Consider the following 20,438-nt stretch of genomic DNA (forward strand, 5'->3'; position numbering starts at 1 on the left):
GCTCGGATCTGATCAGGCGACGAAGCCGACCCGGCGAGCCTCTTCGGTGCCGACCTCAACGTAGGCAAGTCCTGCGGTGGGAACGATATAGGCGTTGCCGCGCACGTCGGTGAAGGTGACGTGCGTCGCGCCGGAGTCCAGGGCCTGGGCAACGGACTGGCGCACGTCAGCGGCAGAATCGTTCGTCTCGAAGTTCAGCTCGCGACCCGAATTCGTGATGCCGATGCGAATCTCCACGTTCCTGCCTTTCTCATGCGCCCGTGCGACCGGTGCCGTAGGTGCATGGCAACTCTACGACACCGTGATGTCGTCGGGGCTGGGTAGCGTCGTCGTTATGGATCGCTCGCAGGCACAGGTCGTCGCGCTGCCGGCAGATGCGAGCGGACTGGTGATTGGCGCAGCGGGCACGGGCAAGACATCCGCGATTCTCGAGCGGGCGGCCCGGCTCCTTCGGGTCGGCGAGGTGCTCCCCGACGATCTGCTGATCCTGACGCCCACGCGCCAGAGCGCAACCGACCTGCGTGATCGGGTCACCGCCGACCTCGACATCGCAACGCCCGGCCCCTTGGCACGTTCGATCGCGTCGTTCGCCTTCCAGCTCGTGCGCTCGCGCGCCGTGGCGGCCGGCGATCCGCTTCCGCAGCTTCTCACCGCTCCTGATCAGGATGCCGTCATCGCCGATCTTCTCGAGGGCGATGAGGCTGACGCCGAGGAGGGGTCATCCCGGTGGCCGGAGTCTCTGGGCACAGCGGTGCGACGTTCTCGGGCTTTCCGGTCGGAACTGCGTGCTCTGTTCGCGCTCGCGACCGAATTGGGCCTTTCGCCCGACGACCTCGAGCGGCTGGGGGCGGACCGTGCCAACGCGGTGTGGTCCGCGGCAGGCTCGTTCTGGCGCGAGTACCGGTACGTGCTCTCCCGCCTGCGCCCCGCCCATCGCGACCCCGCCGAGGTGCTTCGCGAAGCAACCGATGCGTTGCTGCGCGGTGGCGACGCCACTGCGCAACGCGTTCTCATGGTCGACGATGTTCAAGAGCTCAGCTGGGGTGCGGTGGCGCTCCTGGAGGCTGCACACGCGCGAGGAGTCGCCGTGCTCGCGTTCGGGGATCCCGACGTCGGATCCGGCGCATTCCGGGGCGCCGGCCCCGAAACCTTCGCCCGGTTGACATCGATGTTCGCCGATCGCTACGTGTTGCGACGTCAGCATCGAAGCCGACCCGATCTCGTGCGGGTTGCCCGAACCGTCGCGGGATCGATCGGCACGGCTGGCGCGGTCGAGCACCGCCTTGCGCCGGATGCCGAGCTTACCGACGCCGCGGGCGAAACCGGCCAGATCTCGACGATGTGGGCAGCCTCTCCGCACGAGGAACTCGACGCGATTGCGCGGACACTGCGCTCCTGGCACCTGTCGGAGGGCCTACCGTGGGGCGAGCTCGCCGTCATTGCGCACGACACGCGCCAGGTCGCGAGGCTGACGGCTGAGCTGGCGGCGCGCGAGGTTCCGACGCGCGCAGCCAGCGCGGCACGACCGCTCGGAGAAGAACCCGCGGTGCGGGGACTGCTGCATCTGGTGCGTCTCGGGATGATGGCCCCCGCCGAGCGACCTGCCGACGAGGTGGCTGCGGCGTTGACCTCGCCCTTTGGTGGCCTCGACGCCATCGGATTGCGGCGCTTGCGTGCTGTGCTGCGGGCACACGAATTCGAGGGGGAGAGCAGACGCGCGGCCTCCGAGCTGCTCGCCGAGGCGATGGCTGAGCCCGCCGCCCTGGTTCTGATCGACACGCCGCAGGCACGCACTGCTCATCGCCTCGCACAGACACTTGCGCAGATCCATGCCGGCGCGGCCCGCGGCGACTCGGCGCATGAGCTGCTCTGGGTGGCGTGGGACAGGTCGCAGCTGGCAGGGCCGTGGCGGGAGCGGGCGCGCCTGGGCGGGGCGGAGGGAGCTGACGCTACCCGGTCATTGGATGCCTTGGTCGCACTGTTCGCGGCGGCCAAGCGATCGGCCGAGCGTGAGGATGAAGACCCCGCCAGGTTCTTTGCCGACATCCTCGGCAGCGAGGTGCCGGAGGACTCTCTCGCAGCCGCGCAGCGCCGGGGTGTCGTCGAGATTCTGACCCCGGCGGGCTCGTTGGGTCGGGAGTTCGAGGCGGTCGTGATCGCCGGCGTCCAGGACGGCATCTGGCCGAATACCCGGCTGCGCGGGAGCCTTCTCGATGGCTGGCGCCTCGCCGACGAGTCCGAAGTCTGGCGTCACGGCGGGACGCCGCTAGCTCTTGACGTTCTCGACCGCCGGCGCAGCGTGCTGCATGAGGAGCTGCGATTGTTCGAGCGCGCGCTCACGCGTGCTCGCTCGCGCCTCCTCGTGACCGCCGTGGACGACGAGGACCAGGCACCCAGCGCCCTGTTCTCGTACCTGCCGGAACCGCCGCCGCGCCGCTCGGATCGGCATCCGCTGACCCTCCGCGGTGCCGTTGCCAGCTTCCGCCGAACGCTCGTCGAGACGACAGACCCCGCTGTCGCGGAGCACGCCGCAACGCAGCTGGCCGCGCTGGCTCGGGCAGGGGTGCCCGGTGCCGACCCCGCGTCGTGGTATGGCGTGACCGCGCGCACGGGGGAGGGTGGCATCCATGATTTGCATCGCGCGCCTGTCTCTATCTCGCCGTCGCGCGTGGAGGCGTTCGAGGAGTGCGGGCTGGACTGGGCGATTCGGGAGCTCGGCGGTGACTCGCGAACCTTCTCGGCGGGCCTCGGTACGATCTTGCATGCTGCGATGGAGACCGCTCCCGACGGGACCTTCGAACTCCTCGATGCCATCGTTGAAGAGCGGTGGGGCGAGCTCGATTTCGAAGCCGACTGGCTTTCCAAACAAGAACGCCAGTGGGCTACGACTCTTACACGCCGGCTGGCGAGCTACCTGCGGGAATTCGCCGCGCGCGGGGGAGAAGTGGCCGGTGCCGAAGCGCGTTTTCGTATCGCGGTCGTCGCAGGCAGCGACGGGCCGTACGTCGAGGCGATCAGCGCGCCGGGGTCGCCTCCCGAGGGAACCATCGCGATCATCAGCGGGTCGATCGATCGCGTCGAGCGGTGGCTCGAGGATGCCGACCCTCGCGTTGCCGTGATCGACCTCAAGACAGGGCGATCCGAGGCGCGCGTTTCGGATGACAAGGTGGCGACCGACGCGCAGTTGGCGGCCTATCAACTCGCCGTGGGAGCCGGGGCGGTGCCTGGGGCTGAGCAGGGCCAGCTCGTGGGAGCTCGACTGCTGGTGCTCTCGAAGACGCTCAAGGGCTCCGACTACCGGATGGCGCAACAACTGCCGCTGGACGCTGACACCCGGTCCGCACTGCTTCACCGCATCGTCGCGGATGCCGAGGCGATGGCTGCCGACAGCTTCACCGCGTACCCCGACGCGCATTGCAACGACGATCACTTCGCGGTGTGCCGCCTTCATACCGTCAAGCCGGTGAGTGCCCCGTGACCGCGCTCACATCAGGCGGCGCGCACCCTGCGGCCCGCCTGTCGTCACTGCAGATCGCTGAGCTTCTCGAGCTGCCCCCGCCCACCCAGCCGCAGCAGCGTGTGATCGAGGCGCCGCTGTCTCCCGTCCTCGTGGTGGCGGGCGCCGGAAGCGGCAAGACCGAAACGATGGCGGCGCGGGTCGTGTGGCTCGTGGTCAACGGCATCGTCCGCCGCGACGAGATCCTCGGCCTGACCTTCACACGCAAGGCCGCGGGCGAGCTTGCCGAGCGGATCGATCGGCGGCTCGCCCGCATTGATGCTCTGACCCGCGCGGGCAGGATCGAGTCGGCGACCCAGATGGATGCCGAACACCTGCTTCTTCGCCCACGCGTGTCTACCTACAACGCGTTCGCGGACTCGCTCGTGCGCGAGCACAGCGCCAGGATCGGACGCGACCCCGATGCTGCGCTGCTGAGCCCCTCGGCATCCTGGCTGCTCGCGCGGCGCATTGTGATCTCCTCGCGCGATCCACGGCTCGCCGACCGTGAGGACCGGTTCGGCACTGTCGTCGACAGCCTGCAGCGGCTCTCCGGTGAGGTTCTGGATCACGGCGTCGACCTCGACGAGCTGGCGGCGTTCGGCGACCGTGTCGCGCGCACCATCGAGCCAGCCTGCAACCCGGCCTTGGCATCCCCCGGCGACATCGAGAAGTTCCACACGGCGATGAGCGCTCTTCCTCTTCTTGCCGGGCTTGTCCGTGACTATACGCGGGCAAAGGCTGCCCAGGGAACCGTCGACTACGCAGACCAGGTCTCGGGTGCCCTCCAGATCGTGACAGCTGCACCATCGGTTGCGGACGAGGTGCGAGGTCAGTACCGCGTTGTGCTGCTCGATGAGTATCAAGACACCTCGGTTCAGCAGACCCAACTGCTCGCCGAGTTGTTCGCCGACGGTGCGGTCATGGCGGTCGGCGACCCGCATCAGTCGATTTATGGCTGGCGGGGCGCCAGCGCAGACAACCTCGCGTCCTTCCCCGCAGCGTTCGCCCGCACCACCGCCTGCACGAACGTGGCCCTCATGACCAGCTGGCGCAACGACGCGCTCATTCTGGATGCTGCCAATGCGCTCATTGTCGACCACGGCGCTCGCGGCATCCAGATCCCGCCCCTCGAGCCTCGGCCTGGGGCGCCCGCCGGTCACGTGGGGCACGTGTATGCGAACACGATCGATGACGAAGCTGCAGAGGTTGCGACGTTTTTCGCACGGTTGCGCGCCGAGCATGAGGAAGCACTCAGAGGTCGGGGCGGCGATGCTCATTCGGGTGCCATCCTCTTCCGCACCAAGCGCCACATGACGGTCTTCGCCGACGCGCTTGCAGAGCGGGGGATCCCTCACCGCATCCTGGGTCTCGGTGGGCTGCTCTCCACTCCCGAGGTCGTTGACGTCGTCGCCGTGCTGCGCGTGTTGGACGATCCGCGTCAGGGGTCCGCGCTCATCCGCATCCTGTCGGGTCCGCGCTTCGGGGTGGGGTTGTCGGACCTGGCAGCCCTCCGCCGGCTCGCAGACACCCTTGCGCGGCGCGGGGCCGATCTCACTCCGCTTGCACCGGAGGTACTCGCACGGATGCGGGACTCGGTCGGGCCCGACGAACAGGCATCGATCGTCGACGCGCTCGACAGGATCCGATCGCTGCGGCCAGGCAGCGCACTGCTCTCAGAGGTCAGCCCCGAAGGCGTCGAGCGACTTCGGGGTGCATCCGGCATGTTTCATCGCCTGCGCGGTGTGCTCGGTGGTCCGATCCCCGAAGTGATCCGAGCAATAGAACGCGAACTGTTGCTCGATATTGAACTCGCGGCGAACGAGACTCGCGGCCCGGCAGGTCTTGCCACTGCGCAGCTGCGATCGTTCCTCGACGAGATCCAGGGATTCCTCGCCGTTGACGAGCGGGGGTCACTCTCGAGTCTGCTCGCGTGGCTTGACCATGCCGAAGAGACGGACGAGCTCATGCCGCGAACCGAGCCGCCCGAGCCGGGCGTCGTTCAGCTGCTCACCATCCACGGTGCCAAGGGATTGGAGTGGGACGCGGTCGCGGTTGTGCGGATGGTGCAGGACGAACTGCCGGCGCGGCCCCGGTCGACGCAGGGATGGATGGGGTACGGCACGTTGCCCTACCGGTTCCGCGGTGATCGTGCCGCACTTCCGGCGCTCGCGTGGGAGGAGGCGACGGACCGAAAGGCGCTACGGAGCGCGATCACGCAGTTCAAGGCGTCCGTCAAAGATCACCTCGCCGCTGAGGAGCGACGGCTGGCCTACGTCGCAGTAACCCGGGCGCGCAGTGATCTGCTGTTGACCGGCTCGCGGTGGGGAGGGCAGCGCGACCAGCGCGCTCCCAGCGTCTTCCTCGATGAGATCGGCGCCGCCCTGGGGTGGGAATCCACCGGCTCGACTGACGACAGCGCGAATCCCTACGAGGACCGCCGTGGGCCCGCGGTGACCTGGCCCATGGACCCGCTCGGGACACGCGCCGACCGGGTCCATCGCGCGGCGCAGCGAGTGCGACACATTCTGGATCGGTGGCAGACAGAGCCCTCCATCGAGCCGGACATCGAGCCGGACATCGATCCCGAGATTGTGCAGTTGCTGGCAGAACGCGACGAGCGTGCCGCGCTGCATCGTGCCGCCAGCGAGGGACCCCGCCGGGTCGCTGCCTCACGCTTCAAGGACTTCGTCGTCGATGCCGGCGCTGCGCTTGACGACTTCGTCCGTCCCATGCCGGAACGGCCATACCGCGCGACGACCCTCGGGACGCGCTTCCATGCCTGGGTCGAGTCCCGGTCGGGCAAGACGGGCCGCGGGTCGTCCCTGGACGATGCGCTGTGGGAGCTCGACCTCGACGACGAGGGCATCGACCTCGGCAGCGACGACGCTAGCGCCGCGGAATCAGAGGACGCGGCCCTGACCAGGCTCCAGGAGACATTCCTGCGCTCCGAATGGGCGGGGCTCGCTCCGATCGAGGTGGAGACAGAGATCGACATGTCGCTGCGCGGTGCGACGGGGGTGGAGCAGGTCATCTGCAAGCTCGATGCGGTCTACCGGCGTGAGGATCGCGGCGGAAGGATCGAAATCGTCGACTGGAAGACCGGTGCCCCGCCGCGATCGGAAGCCGACCGGAGCAACCGGATGCTGCAGCTCGCGCTGTATCGCCTCGCCTATCACAAGCGAACGGGCGTGCCCCTGGACGAGATCGATGTCGTGCTGTACTACGTCGCCGACGATCTCACGATCCGCTCCGACCGGGTCTACTCGGAACCGGAGCTTGCCCACCTCTGGAACGCCGCGCGCGCGGCGCGGGCCGGCTCGTCGGCGTCAGAACCATCCTCGGACCCGAACAGTGCCGACGAGGCTGTCGCCGGAAGGATGATGGGAGCCGTGACGAGGTCGGGCGTCGCAGCACTCTCACGCTCGTTTTCGAGCACGGGCACGGCCTCGTCATCCGCTGCGGGCAAGTCACCATCGGGGTCGGGCGTGTCGGACGACTCGTTGAGTTGAGCGTCGTCCTCGGTGGGGAGCCACATCGCGAGTTCTTCGGGATCGTACGCGTCGGTGTGCATCGACGTGTCTGCGAGCTGCGCCTCGGTATCAGCGAGCGCTGCCGACGTGTCGGGAACGCGACCCAGCACCGCCATGGCATCGTCCATACCCGACGTCGTCCGAACAACCAGATCGTCGCCACCCACGGTGTCGGCCAGTGACGAGAGCAGTGCTTCGGCGTCGGCCACGATCGCGCGATCGTCAGCGTCGTGGCCGTGCACGAGCCACGCCGCGAACTCGAGCTCTGCGTGCAGGCGAGCTCGGGAGCGCAGCAGGCCGTCTGGGGCTCGGCTGCTTGCGGCGATGTAGGCGTCCAGGACATCGCCGGCCGCGGCGGGTGCCGAAGCCAGCCACTGCAGGTCTACTGCCGGATCGCCGACCGCGACGGCGTGCCAATCGGCGACGCCGACCACGGTGGGAACCCCGCCCTGATCGGCGAGGAAGAAGCTGGAGGATGACGCGCCGCCGAGGACCACGGTCGGTTCGAAGCGCCAGAGGTCATCGTCGGCGATTGCTCGACGCCACCTCGACACCAGGGCGCGCGGCATCCTCTTGGTGTGCTCGGCCCGGTCGACGAGGCGCGATGCTTCGTCTCTGACCTGCTCCGCCGAACGAATGACCAAGCCCGCCTCGCGAGCCCACGACACGGGGAGGGCGTGTGTGGCGGCGAGAGCGTCGGCCAGTGCTGGGGCGACGCCGGGGCCGGCGGGGACCTCGCCGGGGTCGACGCGGTAGCCGGCGATGAAGCTTGTGATCACGGCGGTTTCGTCGGCAAGCGGAACTTCGCCCAGGAGTTCGGGTGCAGCGTATGGCAGCAAGGCGCGTACGCCGGGCGTGAGCGCGCGCAGAGCCCGTGCGTCGGCGCGGAGGTCGTCGGCAGCCTCGGGGTCCGTTGCCACACGGATGACGACCTGGGCGCCGGTGTCGAGGGTTGCTTGCACGGCATCCATCCGGCCCGCCGAGTGCTCGGTCAGCGGGGCGACGGCGACGATGTCGGCATCCGGCGCGACGGCCGAGACCGCCGCGGCTAGAGTGAACAGGGTGCGCGCCATGTGCCCAGGGTAGGTCTGGCAAGCGCCGCAGCCGTCGCGCCACGCCCTTGAGGGAGGTCCTCGTTCTCATGCGCTCCTTCGCCGTCCCGCCACTGGCCCGCGGCGGGTTCGACCGTGCTGAGCACCGCAGAACGGCGATCGGATCCGCGCCGGATGACGCAGCTCTCGTGCTTCCGGTGCACCGCGACAACGCTCCGGTGATCGCTCGCGATGGAGATGCGCCGGCCTTGCAGTGGTGGCCGAGCACCGACCCAGCGCTGGCAGGAGCCGATGGCGAGTACGCCTTCCTGGGCACCGGGTCCGATGGCACCGACCGCTGGGTTCTCGCGCTCCGCGAGATTCCGCGTGGCTTCGGTGACCGAGTTACGTGGGCGTCGCTGCGCGTCATCGGGGGAGAGCTCGGCGACGCCGACGGTGGAGCCTTTGTAGCGGCGGTGAGTCTCGGGCGCTGGTTACTGGATTCGGCCTACTGCCCCCGCTGCGGATCCTTGAGCGCACTGCAGTCCGGTGGGTGGTCGCGGCGCTGCTTCTCGTGCGAGCAGGACATCTTTCCCCGGACCGATCCTGCCGTCATCGTCGCTGTCACCGACCCTACCGGCGCCAGGCTGCTGCTGGGATCCCATGTCGCCTGGGGGATGGGCAGGTTCTCGTGTTTTGCCGGGTTCGTTGAGGCCGGCGAATCCCTCGAGGCCGCGGTCACGCGAGAGATTCTCGAGGAGGCCGGTGTCCACGTCCAAGACATGACGTACGTCGCATCGCAAGCATGGCCCTATCCGCGCTCGCTCATGGTCGGCTTCCACGCGGTGACGAGCACCGAGATCCCCGTCGCCGATGGCGAGGAGATCATCGAGGTCCGCTGGTTCGATCGCGCTGAGATCGGGGCCGCGCTGGGCGGCGATTCGGATGTCCAGCTTCCCGGGCTCAGCTCCATCGCGCGCACCCTCATTGAGCAGTGGTACCGGTCGGCGCAGCAGTGAACGCGCTCGAGGGTCTTGACGAGCAGCAGCGTGAGGCGGTGACGGCCCTCCGCGGGCCGGTGTGCGTGCTCGCCGGCGCCGGCACCGGCAAGACACGCGTGATCACCCGGCGGATCGCGCACGGCGTCGACACCGGCGCGTACTCGCCGGGTCGTGTCATGGCGCTCACCTTCACCAGTAAGGCCGCTGGTGAGCTGCGGGGGAGGCTCCGGATGCTGGGCGTCGACGGCGTGGCAGCCCGTACCTTCCACAGCGCGGCGCTCGCCCAGCTCAACTACTTCTGGCCCACCCTCGCCGGTGATCGCCCGCCCGCGATCATCGACAACAAGGTGCGGGTTCTCGCGCACGCTGCCGATGGCATCGGACTGGAGCTTGACACACCGACTCTGCGCGACGTGGCCTCCGATATCGAGTGGCGCAAGGTCACGATGCGCACGATCGACGAGTACGCGCGCGTCCGCGCGGGCGCCACCGTTGGGAGACTGCCGGCCTCGAGCGCAGTTGAGCTTCACCGCGCCTACGAGGCGCTCAAGGACCAGCGCCGACAGATGGATTTCGAGGACGTGCTCCTGGCGTGCGCCGGGATGCTCGAGACTGAGACCCACGTGCTCGCGGCCGTCCGCGAGCAGTACCGGCACTTCACCGTCGATGAGTATCAGGACGTCTCGCCTCTCCAGCAGCACCTGCTCGAACTGTGGGTGGGGGATCGGCGCGACCTCTGCGTGGTCGGCGACGCGAGCCAGACCATCTATTCGTTCGCAGGCGCAGACCCGCGGTTTCTCATCGAGTTTCCACTGCGGTGGGACGATGCCCGGGTCGTCGAACTGCACCGCAACTATCGTTCGGATGCAGCGGTGCTGGCCGTGGCCAACGACCTCATGCGAGAACGCCCCGGGGCCGTGCACCTGACGGCCGCGGCGGCGAAGACAGCACCTGATTCCACGCCGACCGTGTCGACCTATCGCGACGAGGCTGACGAAGCCCGCGGCGTGGCTGTGCGCATCGCTGAGCAGCTCCGGGCGGGAGCAGATCCGGCATCCATCGCCGTCCTCTACCGCACCGGAGCGCAGTCTGCGGAGATCGCGGCAGCGCTGGCAGACGCCGGGATCGCCACGACAGTGCTGGGAGGCCGGCGGTTCTTCGACCTTCCCGAGGTTCGTCAGGCGGTGCTGGCGCTGCGCGGCGCGTCAGTCGCACCGCTCGAGCGAGGATTCGTCGACGCCGTTCGCGACATCCTGCGATCTTTGGGCATGACCGACGAAGCGCCGCCCGCGGGAGGAGCCGTGCGTGAATCGTGGGAGGCGCGCGCGGCGATCCTGCGGCTTGCCGAAGAGGCACCGGCCGGAACGACCATGCGTTCGTTCACCGACGAGCTCATGTCCCGCGCACGGGCCCAGGATGAACCGACCCTTCGTGCCATCACGCTCGCGACCCTGCACGCAGCCAAGGGTCTGGAGTGGGACCACGTGTACCTCGTCGGTCTTGCCGAAGGGCTGCTGCCGATCGCATACGCCACGCACTTCGACCAGATCGACGAAGAGCGGCGCCTTGCCTACGTCGGCATCACGCGGGCACGGCGATCCCTGTCGCTGTCGTGGTCCGCGGGATCGCGGGGGCGCTCGCCGTCGCGTTTTCTGCAGGAGATCCGCACGAGCACTCGGGATGCTGCTCCCACTGCCGGCTCTCGGCGCCGTCAGTGAGCGTCAGACGCAGACTGAGCCCGCTGCGTCCCGCCAGCAGCAGCCTTCCCGTGTGAAGTGCTGCCTCGGCGGCGAGGGATGCCGGACCCGCCGGATCGCCGCGTCCGACCAATTGCGCCGCCACCAGCGGCCATGCCGGATCCCGGTCGCGTTCGTGAGCTGCCACGCAGACCAAGCACGCGCTCTGGCCCGGCAGGACGAGCGGGCCGACATCTGCTTCACCAGCTCCCAGGACGATTCCGATGTGCGGGATGTCCTCGCCCATCCAGGGCGCAGCTCGCCGCGGATGCAGCCCGTGCGCGGCGACCATCACGACGGCATCCTGCTCCCGCGACGTGTCGAGCGAGGCGTCGATCCCCAGGTCCTGCAGTCCGTCGCGGATGTACGTTCCATACCGGGCCGCGGGATCATCGACGACCTCCACTCCGACCCGCAAAGCGGTCCCGGTGCTGACGATGACGGGGCTCAGCCGCCCGAGCAGTGCATCGACGTCGGCCGCCGCGACCCCGAGGGATCGGGCGAGCGCACTCACGCCGACCTCCGGGATGCCTTTGACCAGTTCGCGGATCACCTGCAGTTGCCACAGATCCGGCTCGTCGAGCCGTACGCGATCACTCCTGCCGAACTGGAGCATCGTCGGGGTGCGCCACAGGGGCGGGTAGGCGGGGTCGATGCGCAGCATGCCCCGATTGTCCGGGGCGAGGGGGCCTCGGCGGTGGCGCTGTCCACAGAAATCTCCCGGCGCGTGGATGATCGCTCCTGGGGAGGAGCGGTTGTCGCACCGACGCTGAACGCCCCCGTGCCGCGTGCCTAGACGGGGTGCTCGTCGGGGCCGTCGGCCGCAGGGCCGCCCTCTTCGGAACTCCCGCTCGTCGTCGACCCGCCACTGTCTTCGCCGGAGAGCAGTCGGGCCAGCGCGTCGTCGAACTCGTCCGGTGCCGGTTCCTCACCGCGGGCGCGCGCTTCGAGCCTCGCAATCAGTGCGCTCGGGTCGTCGATGTCGGCAGCCGTGGGGACCAGATCGGGTGAGTCCCAGAGTTCGTCTCGCGCCTCGATGCCGACGGCATCCGTGATCGCGCGCCACATGCTCGCGGCTTCACGGATGCGGCGGGGACGAAGCTCGAGTCCGACCAATGTTCCGAGCGCCTGTTCAGCCGGTCCGCCGACGGCGCGGCGCCGGCGGACGGTCTCGGCGATTCGGTCGGCCGCAGGAAGGCGGGTTGTGGCTTGCGCCGTCACGACGTCAACCCAGCCCTCGATCGTCGCCAGCATCGTCTCCAGGCGGGCGAGGGCTGCCTGCTGCGACTCAGACCGTTCCGGCAACAGCGCTCCGCTCTCCAATGCCTCGCGCAGTTCCTCGGGGTGCTGCGGATCGAACCGGCCCGCGAGCTCTTCGAGCGCTCCGGTATCGACCCGGACTCCGCGTGCGAAGTCCGACACCTGCGAGAGCACGTGCAGTCGCAGCCATCGTGCGTGCCGGAACAGCCGAGCGTGCGCGAGCTCACGGGTGGCGATGTAGAGCGCGAACTGGTCGTCGGGGATCTCGAGATCCTTCGCGAGCTGCGCGTAGTTCTGGGGCACAACGGCGGCTTGACCGTCGGGCAGCAGCGGAATGCCGACATCGCCACCGCTGACGACCTCTGTTGAGAGGTTGCCGACGACGGTTCCCAGCTGTGCGGCGAATAGAGAACCACCGATCGTGCGCATCACCCGCCCGGCACCGGCGATCATCTGCTGCATCTCGGGAGGTGACTGCTCTTGGAGCGCCGCAGTGAAGGCATCCGCGATGCTCGTCGCTACCGGCTCAGCCAGCTCTTGCCACACGGGCAGGGTGGCTTCCACCCATCCGCCGCGGGTCATGGTCACTCCCGGACCCGGGAGGTCCGAGATCGTCGTGGCTTCACCGAGCCACAGGGATGCAAGGGTGAAAGCGTCGTCGGCTGCCGAGCGGTCGGCAGCGGTGATCCCCGCGCCGTCTTTGTTCGCGATGTGCAGCGCCTGTGTCGTGGCGGCATCCCAGGAGATCCCGCCCTCACCGGCTGAGGCCATTGCGCCCTGCAGTTGCTGCATGGCCCGCTGGATCATCGCGGGGTCGAACCCCATCTTCTGCAGTTCGGCGAGCTGGTCGCCGCCCATGCCGTCCTGGCCGAACAGCTGCCGGAACAGCTCGGGAAGGTCGTCGTCGGGGTTCCGGTCGTCGTCAGCCACGGGTACCGCCTTTCAGCCGGTTCTTGAGCTTGGCATCTACGCTAGTCGCACGAATGATCGCACCCGCGGGCCCCACCTGAATCGCCTTACGCCGGTCGCGAACGACGGCCGAGAGGATGACGTGGCGCTGTTCGACGAGAACGTATCGGTGACGCCTGCGCGGCGGGCGCCTATCAATCGCCGCACGCGCGTGGGATTGTGGGCGCTGGTCGTCGCGCTGCTGGCCTTGCTGGCGATGTCGTTCCTGCCAACTGCGTATGTCATCGAGCTTCCCGGCCCCGTCTACAACACGCTCGGTACCGTCAGCACGAGCGACGGTGAGGAGGTTCCCCTCATCGAGGTGTCGGGTGCCGAGACCTACCCGACCTCTGGCGCCCTGGACCTCCTGACTGTGCAGATCGCGGGAAGCCGCGAGCGTCCGCCGTCGTGGTTCGATCTCGCGGTTGCCTGGTTCGACCCCTCCCGCGCCGTCGTTCCGATCGAGTCGGTCTTCCCCGAGGGGCAAACCAGTGAACAGCGCAGCGAGCAATCAGCCGCTCTCATGGTCGACTCCCAAGAGGAGGCCACAGCGGCAGCGCTCACTGAGCTTGGCTACGACGTCGGCAGGCAGGTGTCGGTCGTCTCTGTCGGTGAGGATGCCGCAGCAAACGGCATCCTGGAAGAAGGCGATGTCGTGCTGCGCGCCGACGGCGAGCCGGTGACCGATGCCGCGGCCCTGCGCGAGCAGGTGCAGCAGGGCGGTGGGGCTCCGCTGAGCCTTGACATCCTGCGCGATGGAAAGCCCCTGACGGTCGAGGTCACGCCGGCCGCCACCACCGTGGACGGCCAAACGATGTGGCTCATCGGAATCACCCTCATCACCGACTATGACTTTCCGATCGACGTCACGATCCAGCTGAACAACGTCGGTGGGCCGAGCGCGGGGATGATGTTCGCTCTGGGAATCATGGACACGCTGACGCCCGGCAACCTCAACGGCGGCCAGAACGTCGCGGGGACCGGCACGATCACTGCTGACGGGACAGTCGGGCCGATCGGCGGCATCCAGCAGAAGATGTGGGGTGCCTACCGAGCGGATGCCGACTACTTCCTCGCGCCCGCCGCCAACTGCTCGGAGGTCGTGGGTGAGATTCCCGGCGACCTGCAGGTGTTCTCGGTTCAAACTCTCGATGACGCGCTGACCGTTCTCGACACGATCAGTTCGGGCGGAGACCTGGCGCAGCTTCCGACCTGCGAGTGAGTGCCGGGCCGAACAGGCAGGGTCGCTCAGAGCGAACAGGATCAGGGCATCTGCACGGCGATCGCTCAGAACCTGCCGCCTAGGATGAAACGGTGACCACGACCTCAGCGCCGAACAGGGCCACGCCTTCGCCGTCCCGCCGCATCCTCGCCATCTCCCTTGCGATCATCGCCGCGCTCGTTGTCGGCTTCTTCATCTTCGCGAGCCTGTACGCGGATTGGCTCTGGTACGACCAGCTCGGATTCCAGGAGGTCCTGGTCACGCAGTGGGTAGCCCGCGTGATCATGTTCGTCATCGGCTTCCTCGGGATGGCGGTTCCGGTCTGGGTCACCATTCAGCTCGCCTACCGGTTGCGACCGGTCTACGTGCGGCTGAGTTCGCAGCTGGATCGCTACCAAGAAGTCGTCGAGCCGCTGCGTCGCCTGGCGATGTGGGGGATTCCCGTCTTCTTCGGCTTCTTCGCGGGATTCGCGGCATCCACGCAATGGCAGACGACCTGGTTGTGGCTCAACGGCGTTGCCACCGATGTGACGGATCCGATCTTCAATCTCGACACCGGCTTCTACATGTTCGCCATGCCGTTCTACAGCGCGCTGCTCGGCTTCGTCTCGGCGGTCCTGCTGGTGAGCCTGCTGGTGACCGTGGTCGTGTCCTACCTCTACGGCTCTGTCCGGGTGGGCCAGCGCGAACTGCGCATCTCGAAGTCCGCTCGTATTCAGATTGCCGTGATCGCGGGACTCTACGTCTTGGTGCAGGGTGTGAGCCTGTGGCTGGATCGCTACCTGCTGATGGTCCAAAACGATGACCGCATCACCGGGCCCGCCTACACGAGCGTCAACGCTGTCATTCCGGGTCTGTCGATCCTGGCCATCAGTGCGATCGTCGTTGCGATCCTCTTCTTCGTCACCGCCATCATCGGCCGCTGGCGGTACCCGCTGGTTGCCACTGCGGTGCTCGTGGTCGCAACGGTCGTGGTCGGTGTCGGCTATCCCTGGGTGGTCAACACGTTCCAGGTGACCCCGAACAAGATCAACTACGAGGCGCAGTACTACCAGTACAACATCGACGCCACGAAGGCCGCCTACGGTGTCAGCGGTCTCGAGCAGATGGAGTTCTCGGCGGCAACCGATGCCGAGGCCGGGCAGTTGCGTGAGGATGCTGCAACGACGGCTCAGATCCGCATCATGGACCCGACAATCATCCCTCCGACTGTGCGGCAGCTCGAGCAGTACCGTGCGTACTACCAGTTCCACAATCCGCTCGACGTCGACCGCTATGAGATCGACGGCCAGTCGCAGGACACCGTCGTCTCGGTGCGCGAACTCGACGTGAACCAGCTGGATGCCGCGGCGCAGACCTGGCAGAACACGAGCCTCATCTACACCCACGGTTACGGGCTCGTGGTCGCCAAGGGTAACGACCGCACCACCGAGGGTGAGCCGGTCTTCCTTGAGCGCGGCATCCCCGCTGCGGGGTTCCTCTCCGATCAGGAGGACTTCGAGCCGCGCGTCTACTTCGGTGAGATGTCGCCGCAGTACTCGATCGTCGGGGCCCCCGAGGGGACGGCGCCCATTGAGCTTGACTACCCGACCGGCTCCTCGGAAGGCTCCGGCGACGTCAAGACGACGTTCGAAGGAAACGGCGGCCCGAGCGTCGGAAGCGTCTTCAACCGTCTGATCTACGCGCTGAAGTTCCAGTCCGAGCAGATCCTCTTCTCTGACGACATCAACGAGGATTCGCAGATCCTGTACGACCGGGACCCGGCGACGCGCGTGCAGAAGGTCGCGCCGTATCTGCAGCTGGACTCCGATCCGTACCCGAGCGTCGTCGATGGTCGCATCGTGTGGATCATCGACGGCTACACCCGTAGCGCGAACTACCCGTACTCGTCGACGGTGAGCCTGCAGGAAGCGATCTCGGACTCGAACACCGCTCAGCAGCGGTTCGGTCTGGACAACATCAACTACATCCGCAACTCGGTGAAGGCCACCGTCGACGCGTACGACGGATCGGTGACCCTGTACGCGTGGGATGAGACCGACCCGGTGCTACAGACGTGGCAGAAGGTCTACCCTTCGACGCTCAAGCCGATCTCTGACATGTCGGCAGACCTCATGAGCCACGTGCGGTACCCGACCGATCTCTTCAAGGTGCAGCGCGCGATCCTCGGTGTCTACCACGTGAGCGATGCGCAGTCGTTCTACCAGCGCGACAACGCCTGGGAGACGCCGAACGACCCGCAGAACGACTCTGAGCTCCAGCCGCCGTATTACCTGACGATGCAGATGCCGGGTCAAACCTCGCCGACGTACTCGATGTTCACGACGTTCATTCCCTCGTCCGAGGCGGGGAACGCCCGAAACGTGCTCATGGGCTATCTGGCGGTTGACTCGAACGCGGGAGCCACTGCGGGTGCGCCCAGTGACGACTACGGCAAGCTGCGCATGCTCGTGATCTCTGCTGACACGACGGTGCCCGGCCCCGGACAGGTTCAGAACACCTTCAACGCCGACCCGCTGATCTCGTCGCAGATCAACCTGCTGAAGCAGGGACAGTCCGACGTGCTGAACGGAAACCTCCTCACCCTTCCCGTGGGCGGTGGACTGCTGTACGTCCAGCCGGTCTTCGTGCAGTCATCGGGGGCGACAAAGCTTCCGACCCTGCAGAAGGTGCTCGTGTCGTTCGGTAACGACATCGCGTTCGAAGACACCCTGTCCGAAGCTCTCGACGCCCTGTTCGGCGGCGACGCCGGTGCCACCGGTGGTGACAGCGATGTGACGCCCACGCCGGGAGCTACGACGCAGCCGACGCCCGAGCCGAGCCCGACGGAGACGACGACACCGACCGAGCCGACGGATGCCTACCAGGTGGCGCTGCAGGAGGCTCAGCAGGCCATGCTCGACCGGGACGCGGCTTTGAAGGCTGGCGATCTGACGGCATTCGCCGAGGCTGACGCGAGGCTGACGGCGGCGGTGGAGCAGCTGATCGCCCTGGGCGCACAGTAGGCGCGCTCAGGCGGTCAGGATCCACCACCAGATCAGCAGCAGCGTCACCACGAAGCCGGCGAACTGGTTGATCCAGAGAAATCGGCGCCATCCGATGGTGGCACGTTCGGCGTCGGCGTCACGGATCGATCGGTACGGCCAGACCGCGACGAGGTACGGGATGGCGGCGATCGCGGACAGCGGTCCCGGCCACGCCGTGCCGAGCATGACGAGCCCGGAGAGGGCGTAGCAGACGAGGGCGAACCTCACCGTCCACCGCGCCCCGCGGGCCGTGGCGATCGACGAGATTCCCGCTTCCCGGTCGGCCACGACATCCTGGACGGCGCCGAACGCGTGCGAGGCGACACCCCACAGGCCGAAGGCCAGGATGATGAGTCCGAGCTGCCACGTCCAGGTCGCCCCGGCCAGGACCAGACCGTAGACGGCGGGGGAGAAGAAGTGGATGCTGCTGGCGACGGAGTCGGCGAAGGGCCGCTCCTTCAAGCGCAGCGGCGGGGCACTGTAGAACACCACGAAGAACAGGCTGAGGGCGAGGACCAGCCACGATAGTGGTGACCCGACGATGGCCAGATAGATCACGAACGGGGTGCACGACAGGCCTGCAGCCCAGAGGGTGATGGGGTGCATCCGTCGATCGAGGACCGCGCCGTGGGCGCCGCCCTTGCGCGGATTGCGGAGATCCGACTCATAGTCGAACACGTCGTTGATCCCGTACATCGCGAGGTTGTAGGGGATGAGGAAGAACAGGGTGCCGATGACGACAGTCGCGTCGATGTGCCGGGTTGTCAGGAGGTAGGCGGCAGCGAACGGGTAGGCGGTGTTGATCCAGCTGACCGGGCGCGACGAGACGAAGAGTTCGCGGATCACTCGCCCGGGCCCGAGAGTTGGCTCAGCGCTGCTCACGAGTGACCCCCGTGCGAGCTTTGGGTAGCAGGACATAAACGGCAGGCACGAGGTAGGCGGCGCAGATCGCGTACGAGAAGTCCTCGATTGGTGCGACCCCGATGCGGATGCCACTCGAGGTGCCCTCGGGATAGGCGACGAGCCCCGCGGAAATGATCACGTTGTCGAAGATCGCGGTGAGGATGACGAGAACGGCGGCGCTGATCGTCGATGCCAGCATCCGGCGTTTCATGCCCGGCTGCGTCGCCGACAGCAGCGTCACGACAAGCGTGAATAGCGCGAACGGAATGATGATGAGCGCGTACGTCATTGCTCACTCACCGCCCCGTCCGCGCTCGACCGCGCGGCGCGGGAGTCCATGTAACGGAGCGCACCGGCGTAGATCACGAGCCCGAGGTAACACAGGAACGCGAGGAAGAAGGGCTCTTCCAGGGGAAGCTCGGGTGCCAGATCGATCCCGATGAACAGCCCGCTGTCGCCCTTGATGAACGCGCGGGTGAGGATGCCGACGGCATCCCACGCGAGAAAGAACATCACCCCGATGGCGACAGCTGCGAGCGTCCGAACAGGCGCAGCGAAGGCTGCCAGTCGCCAGCGCGCGTCGATCACGGCAATCCCCGCCGCAGAAACCAGGATCGCCAGAAGATACAGACCCGGCATCTCAGACGGCCGCCGGCTCGGCAATCGGCCCCGGGGAGCGGTCACCGCGCAGGCGCTTGACGACGAGCTCGGCCGAGATCAGGCACATCGGTAGTCCGATTCCCGGCAGCGCCGACGCTCCCGCGTAGGCGAGGGAATCGACCTTCTTCGAGGCGTTGCGGGGGCGGAACACGGCACTCTGGCGCAACGTGTGTGCAAGGCCCAGTGCGTTGCCGCGCCACGCATGGAAGTCGTGTTCGAAGTCTCCGGGTGCGATCGTGCGGCGAACGGTTATCCGTTCCGCAAGGTCCGGGATGTTGCACCACTGAGAGATCTGCGCGATCACCCGATCGGCGGCTGCTTCGATGCGAGGTGAGCCGCCGCGGTCGACACCGCCGTAGCCGAGACTCGGATCCGCGGGGATGGGAACCAGGACGAACAGGTTCTCGCTGCCCGCGGGAGCGACTGTCGAGTCAGTGGCGGAGGGCTTGCAGACATAGATCGATGCCGGGTCTGGGATGCGGGTGTGCTCGCCGAAGATGTCATCGAAGTTCGAGCGCCAGTCTTCGGTGAACAACAGCGTGTGGTGGGTGAGCTGCGGCAGCTCGCCCTCGACTCCCAGCAGCAGGAGCAGCGCACCGGGACTGGGTGTGCGCTTGTCCCACCACTTCTCGGGGTAGGTGCGTAGCGGCTCGGGAAGCAGCTGGGTTTCCGTGAAGTGCAGATCTGCCGAGGAGACCACCAGGCCGGCATCCACCCGGCGCCCGTCCGCGAGCGTGATTCCCGTTGCCTGGGCGCGCCCGCCGGCGGTGGGGGTTGTGACGATCGAGGTGACCTCGGCGCCCGTTTCGATGGACACGCCTGCCCCCCGCGCGACGCGCTCGACGGCGCGGATGACTTCGTAGAGCCCTCCTTGCGGGTAGAGCACGCCGTCCGCGAGATCCAGGTGGCTCATGAGGTGGTAGAGGCTGGGCACCCCGTACGGGGAGCCGCCGAGAAACACCGCCGGGTAGCCCAAGACCTGCTGGAGCCGTTTGTCGGAGAAGCGGCGTTCGACGTGACGCGAGAGCGTCGTTGTCAGCAGGGGCGCGAGCTGCGGCACGCGACGCAGCAGCGCGGGGTCGCGAAGACCCGCTGTCGTCTCGTACGTGTCATACAGGAACCGCGTAACCGCGAGATCGTAGGCATCCTTTGCCGAGTCGAGGTACTCGGCAAGGGCAGCTCCCGCTCCCGGTTCGATGCTTTCGAACAGCTGTGTGGAAAGTTCTCGGCCTGAGCGGATGTCGATCGGATCGCTCGCGGTGCCGGCTGGCGGCTCACTGTAGACGCGGTAGGCGGGGTCCAGGCGCACGAGGTTGAGCTGCTCGGCGGTACTCGTCCCGAGCAGCCGGAAGAAGTGGTCGAACACCTCGGGCATGAGGTACCAGCTGGGTCCGGTGTCGAAACGGAAACCGTCAGCCTCCCAGACTCCGGCGCGACCGCCGACCTGCTCGCGGGCCTCGAACAGGCTCACCGACCATCCCTCGCGGGCGAGAAGCGCGGCAGTAGCCAGGCCCGCGATCCCGCCTCCGATAACGACCGCTGTTCCTGCGTCTTTCGGTGCCCTCGGCGTGTGGGCGCTAGCTGTCTCGCTCATGCGGACTCCTCATTCCTGGGCTGGTCGA

12 protein-coding genes are annotated in these 20,438 nt (G+C 67.5%); 6 read left to right on the top strand and 6 right to left on the bottom strand.

Annotated features, from left to right (window positions below; genetic code table 11):
* Positions 1-12: 12 nt before the first annotated feature.
* The gene (locus tag ACQVDU_RS01640) at positions 13-237 is read right to left on the bottom strand and encodes a DUF3107 domain-containing protein (protein WP_195691794.1); all 225 of its coding nucleotides are present in this window, start codon (positions 235-237) and stop codon (positions 13-15) included.
* Between the two features lie 97 nt (positions 238-334).
* Between ACQVDU_RS01640 and ACQVDU_RS01645 the strand changes: the two genes are divergently transcribed.
* From ACQVDU_RS01645 to ACQVDU_RS01660, 4 genes are all read left to right on the top strand, one after another.
* Positions 335-3,478, top strand: coding sequence for an ATP-dependent helicase (locus ACQVDU_RS01645; RefSeq protein WP_443476121.1), 3,144 nt, complete (start codon positions 335-337; stop codon positions 3,476-3,478).
* Positions 3,475-7,008, top strand: coding sequence for a UvrD-helicase domain-containing protein (locus ACQVDU_RS01650; RefSeq protein WP_443476122.1), 3,534 nt, complete (start codon positions 3,475-3,477; stop codon positions 7,006-7,008). Before ACQVDU_RS01645 ends, ACQVDU_RS01650 begins: the two co-directional genes overlap by 4 nt.
* Positions 7,009-8,170: 1,162 nt before the next feature.
* Positions 8,171-9,079, top strand: coding sequence for an NAD(+) diphosphatase (gene nudC / locus ACQVDU_RS01655; RefSeq protein WP_300592604.1), 909 nt, complete (start codon positions 8,171-8,173; stop codon positions 9,077-9,079).
* Entirely contained in the window at positions 9,076-10,779 is a 1,704-nt protein-coding gene (locus ACQVDU_RS01660; RefSeq protein WP_443476123.1) for an ATP-dependent helicase, read from the top strand. Before nudC ends, ACQVDU_RS01660 begins: the two co-directional genes overlap by 4 nt.
* 810 nt (positions 10,780-11,589) lie before the next feature.
* On the opposite strand, the gene ACQVDU_RS01665 is transcribed toward ACQVDU_RS01660, so the two are convergent.
* Positions 11,590-12,987: a zinc-dependent metalloprotease gene (locus tag ACQVDU_RS01665; protein WP_443476124.1), complete on the bottom strand. Its 1,398-nt coding sequence runs from the start codon at positions 12,985-12,987 to the stop codon at positions 11,590-11,592.
* Between the two features lie 121 nt (positions 12,988-13,108).
* Here ACQVDU_RS01665 and ACQVDU_RS01670 point away from each other — a divergent pair, with 121 nt between their 5' ends.
* Positions 13,109-14,227 (top strand): YlbL family protein, encoded by a 1,119-nt coding sequence (locus tag ACQVDU_RS01670; protein ID WP_443476125.1) that lies wholly within the window; start codon positions 13,109-13,111, stop codon positions 14,225-14,227.
* Between the two features lie 92 nt (positions 14,228-14,319).
* On the top strand, positions 14,320-17,232 hold the full coding sequence (locus ACQVDU_RS01675) for a UPF0182 family membrane protein (protein WP_443476126.1): 2,913 nt from the start codon (positions 14,320-14,322) through the stop codon (positions 17,230-17,232).
* A gap of 6 nt (positions 17,233-17,238) precedes the next feature.
* Here the strand turns inward: ACQVDU_RS01675 and ACQVDU_RS01680 are convergent, their stop codons facing one another.
* From ACQVDU_RS01680 to crtI, 4 genes are read right to left on the bottom strand one after another with little or no spacing between them, the layout of a single operon-like run.
* The gene (locus tag ACQVDU_RS01680) at positions 17,239-18,135 is read right to left on the bottom strand and encodes a prenyltransferase (protein WP_443476127.1); all 897 of its coding nucleotides are present in this window, start codon (positions 18,133-18,135) and stop codon (positions 17,239-17,241) included.
* Entirely contained in the window at positions 18,122-18,445 is a 324-nt protein-coding gene (locus tag ACQVDU_RS01685) for a lycopene cyclase domain-containing protein (protein WP_300590863.1), read from the bottom strand. The genes ACQVDU_RS01680 and ACQVDU_RS01685 overlap by 14 nt, the downstream gene beginning before the upstream one ends.
* Entirely contained in the window at positions 18,442-18,795 is a 354-nt protein-coding gene (locus ACQVDU_RS01690; protein ID WP_443476128.1) for a lycopene cyclase domain-containing protein, read from the bottom strand. The genes ACQVDU_RS01685 and ACQVDU_RS01690 overlap by 4 nt, the downstream gene beginning before the upstream one ends.
* A gap of 1 nt (position 18,796) precedes the next feature.
* Positions 18,797-20,410, bottom strand: coding sequence for a phytoene desaturase family protein (gene crtI, locus ACQVDU_RS01695; protein WP_443476129.1), 1,614 nt, complete (start codon positions 20,408-20,410; stop codon positions 18,797-18,799).
* Positions 20,411-20,438 lie beyond the last annotated feature (28 nt).

It is taken from the genome of Microbacterium sp. F2, assembly GCF_052274505.1.
Taxonomy (GTDB): domain Bacteria; phylum Actinomycetota; class Actinomycetes; order Actinomycetales; family Microbacteriaceae; genus Microbacterium.

Excerpts from the sequence above, each read along its gene's own strand:
- nudC (WP_300592604.1), top strand. The coding sequence starts at position 8,171 with ATGCGCTCCTTCGCCGTCCCGCCACTGGCCCGCGGCGGGTTCGACCGT.
- ACQVDU_RS01645 (WP_443476121.1), top strand. The coding sequence starts at position 335 with ATGGATCGCTCGCAGGCACAGGTCGTCGCGCTGCCGGCAGATGCGAGC.
- ACQVDU_RS01690 (WP_443476128.1), bottom strand. The coding sequence starts at position 18,795 with ATGCCGGGTCTGTATCTTCTGGCGATCCTGGTTTCTGCGGCGGGGATT.
- ACQVDU_RS01685 (WP_300590863.1), bottom strand. The coding sequence starts at position 18,445 with ATGACGTACGCGCTCATCATCATTCCGTTCGCGCTATTCACGCTTGTC.
- crtI (WP_443476129.1), bottom strand. The coding sequence starts at position 20,410 with ATGAGCGAGACAGCTAGCGCCCACACGCCGAGGGCACCGAAAGACGCA.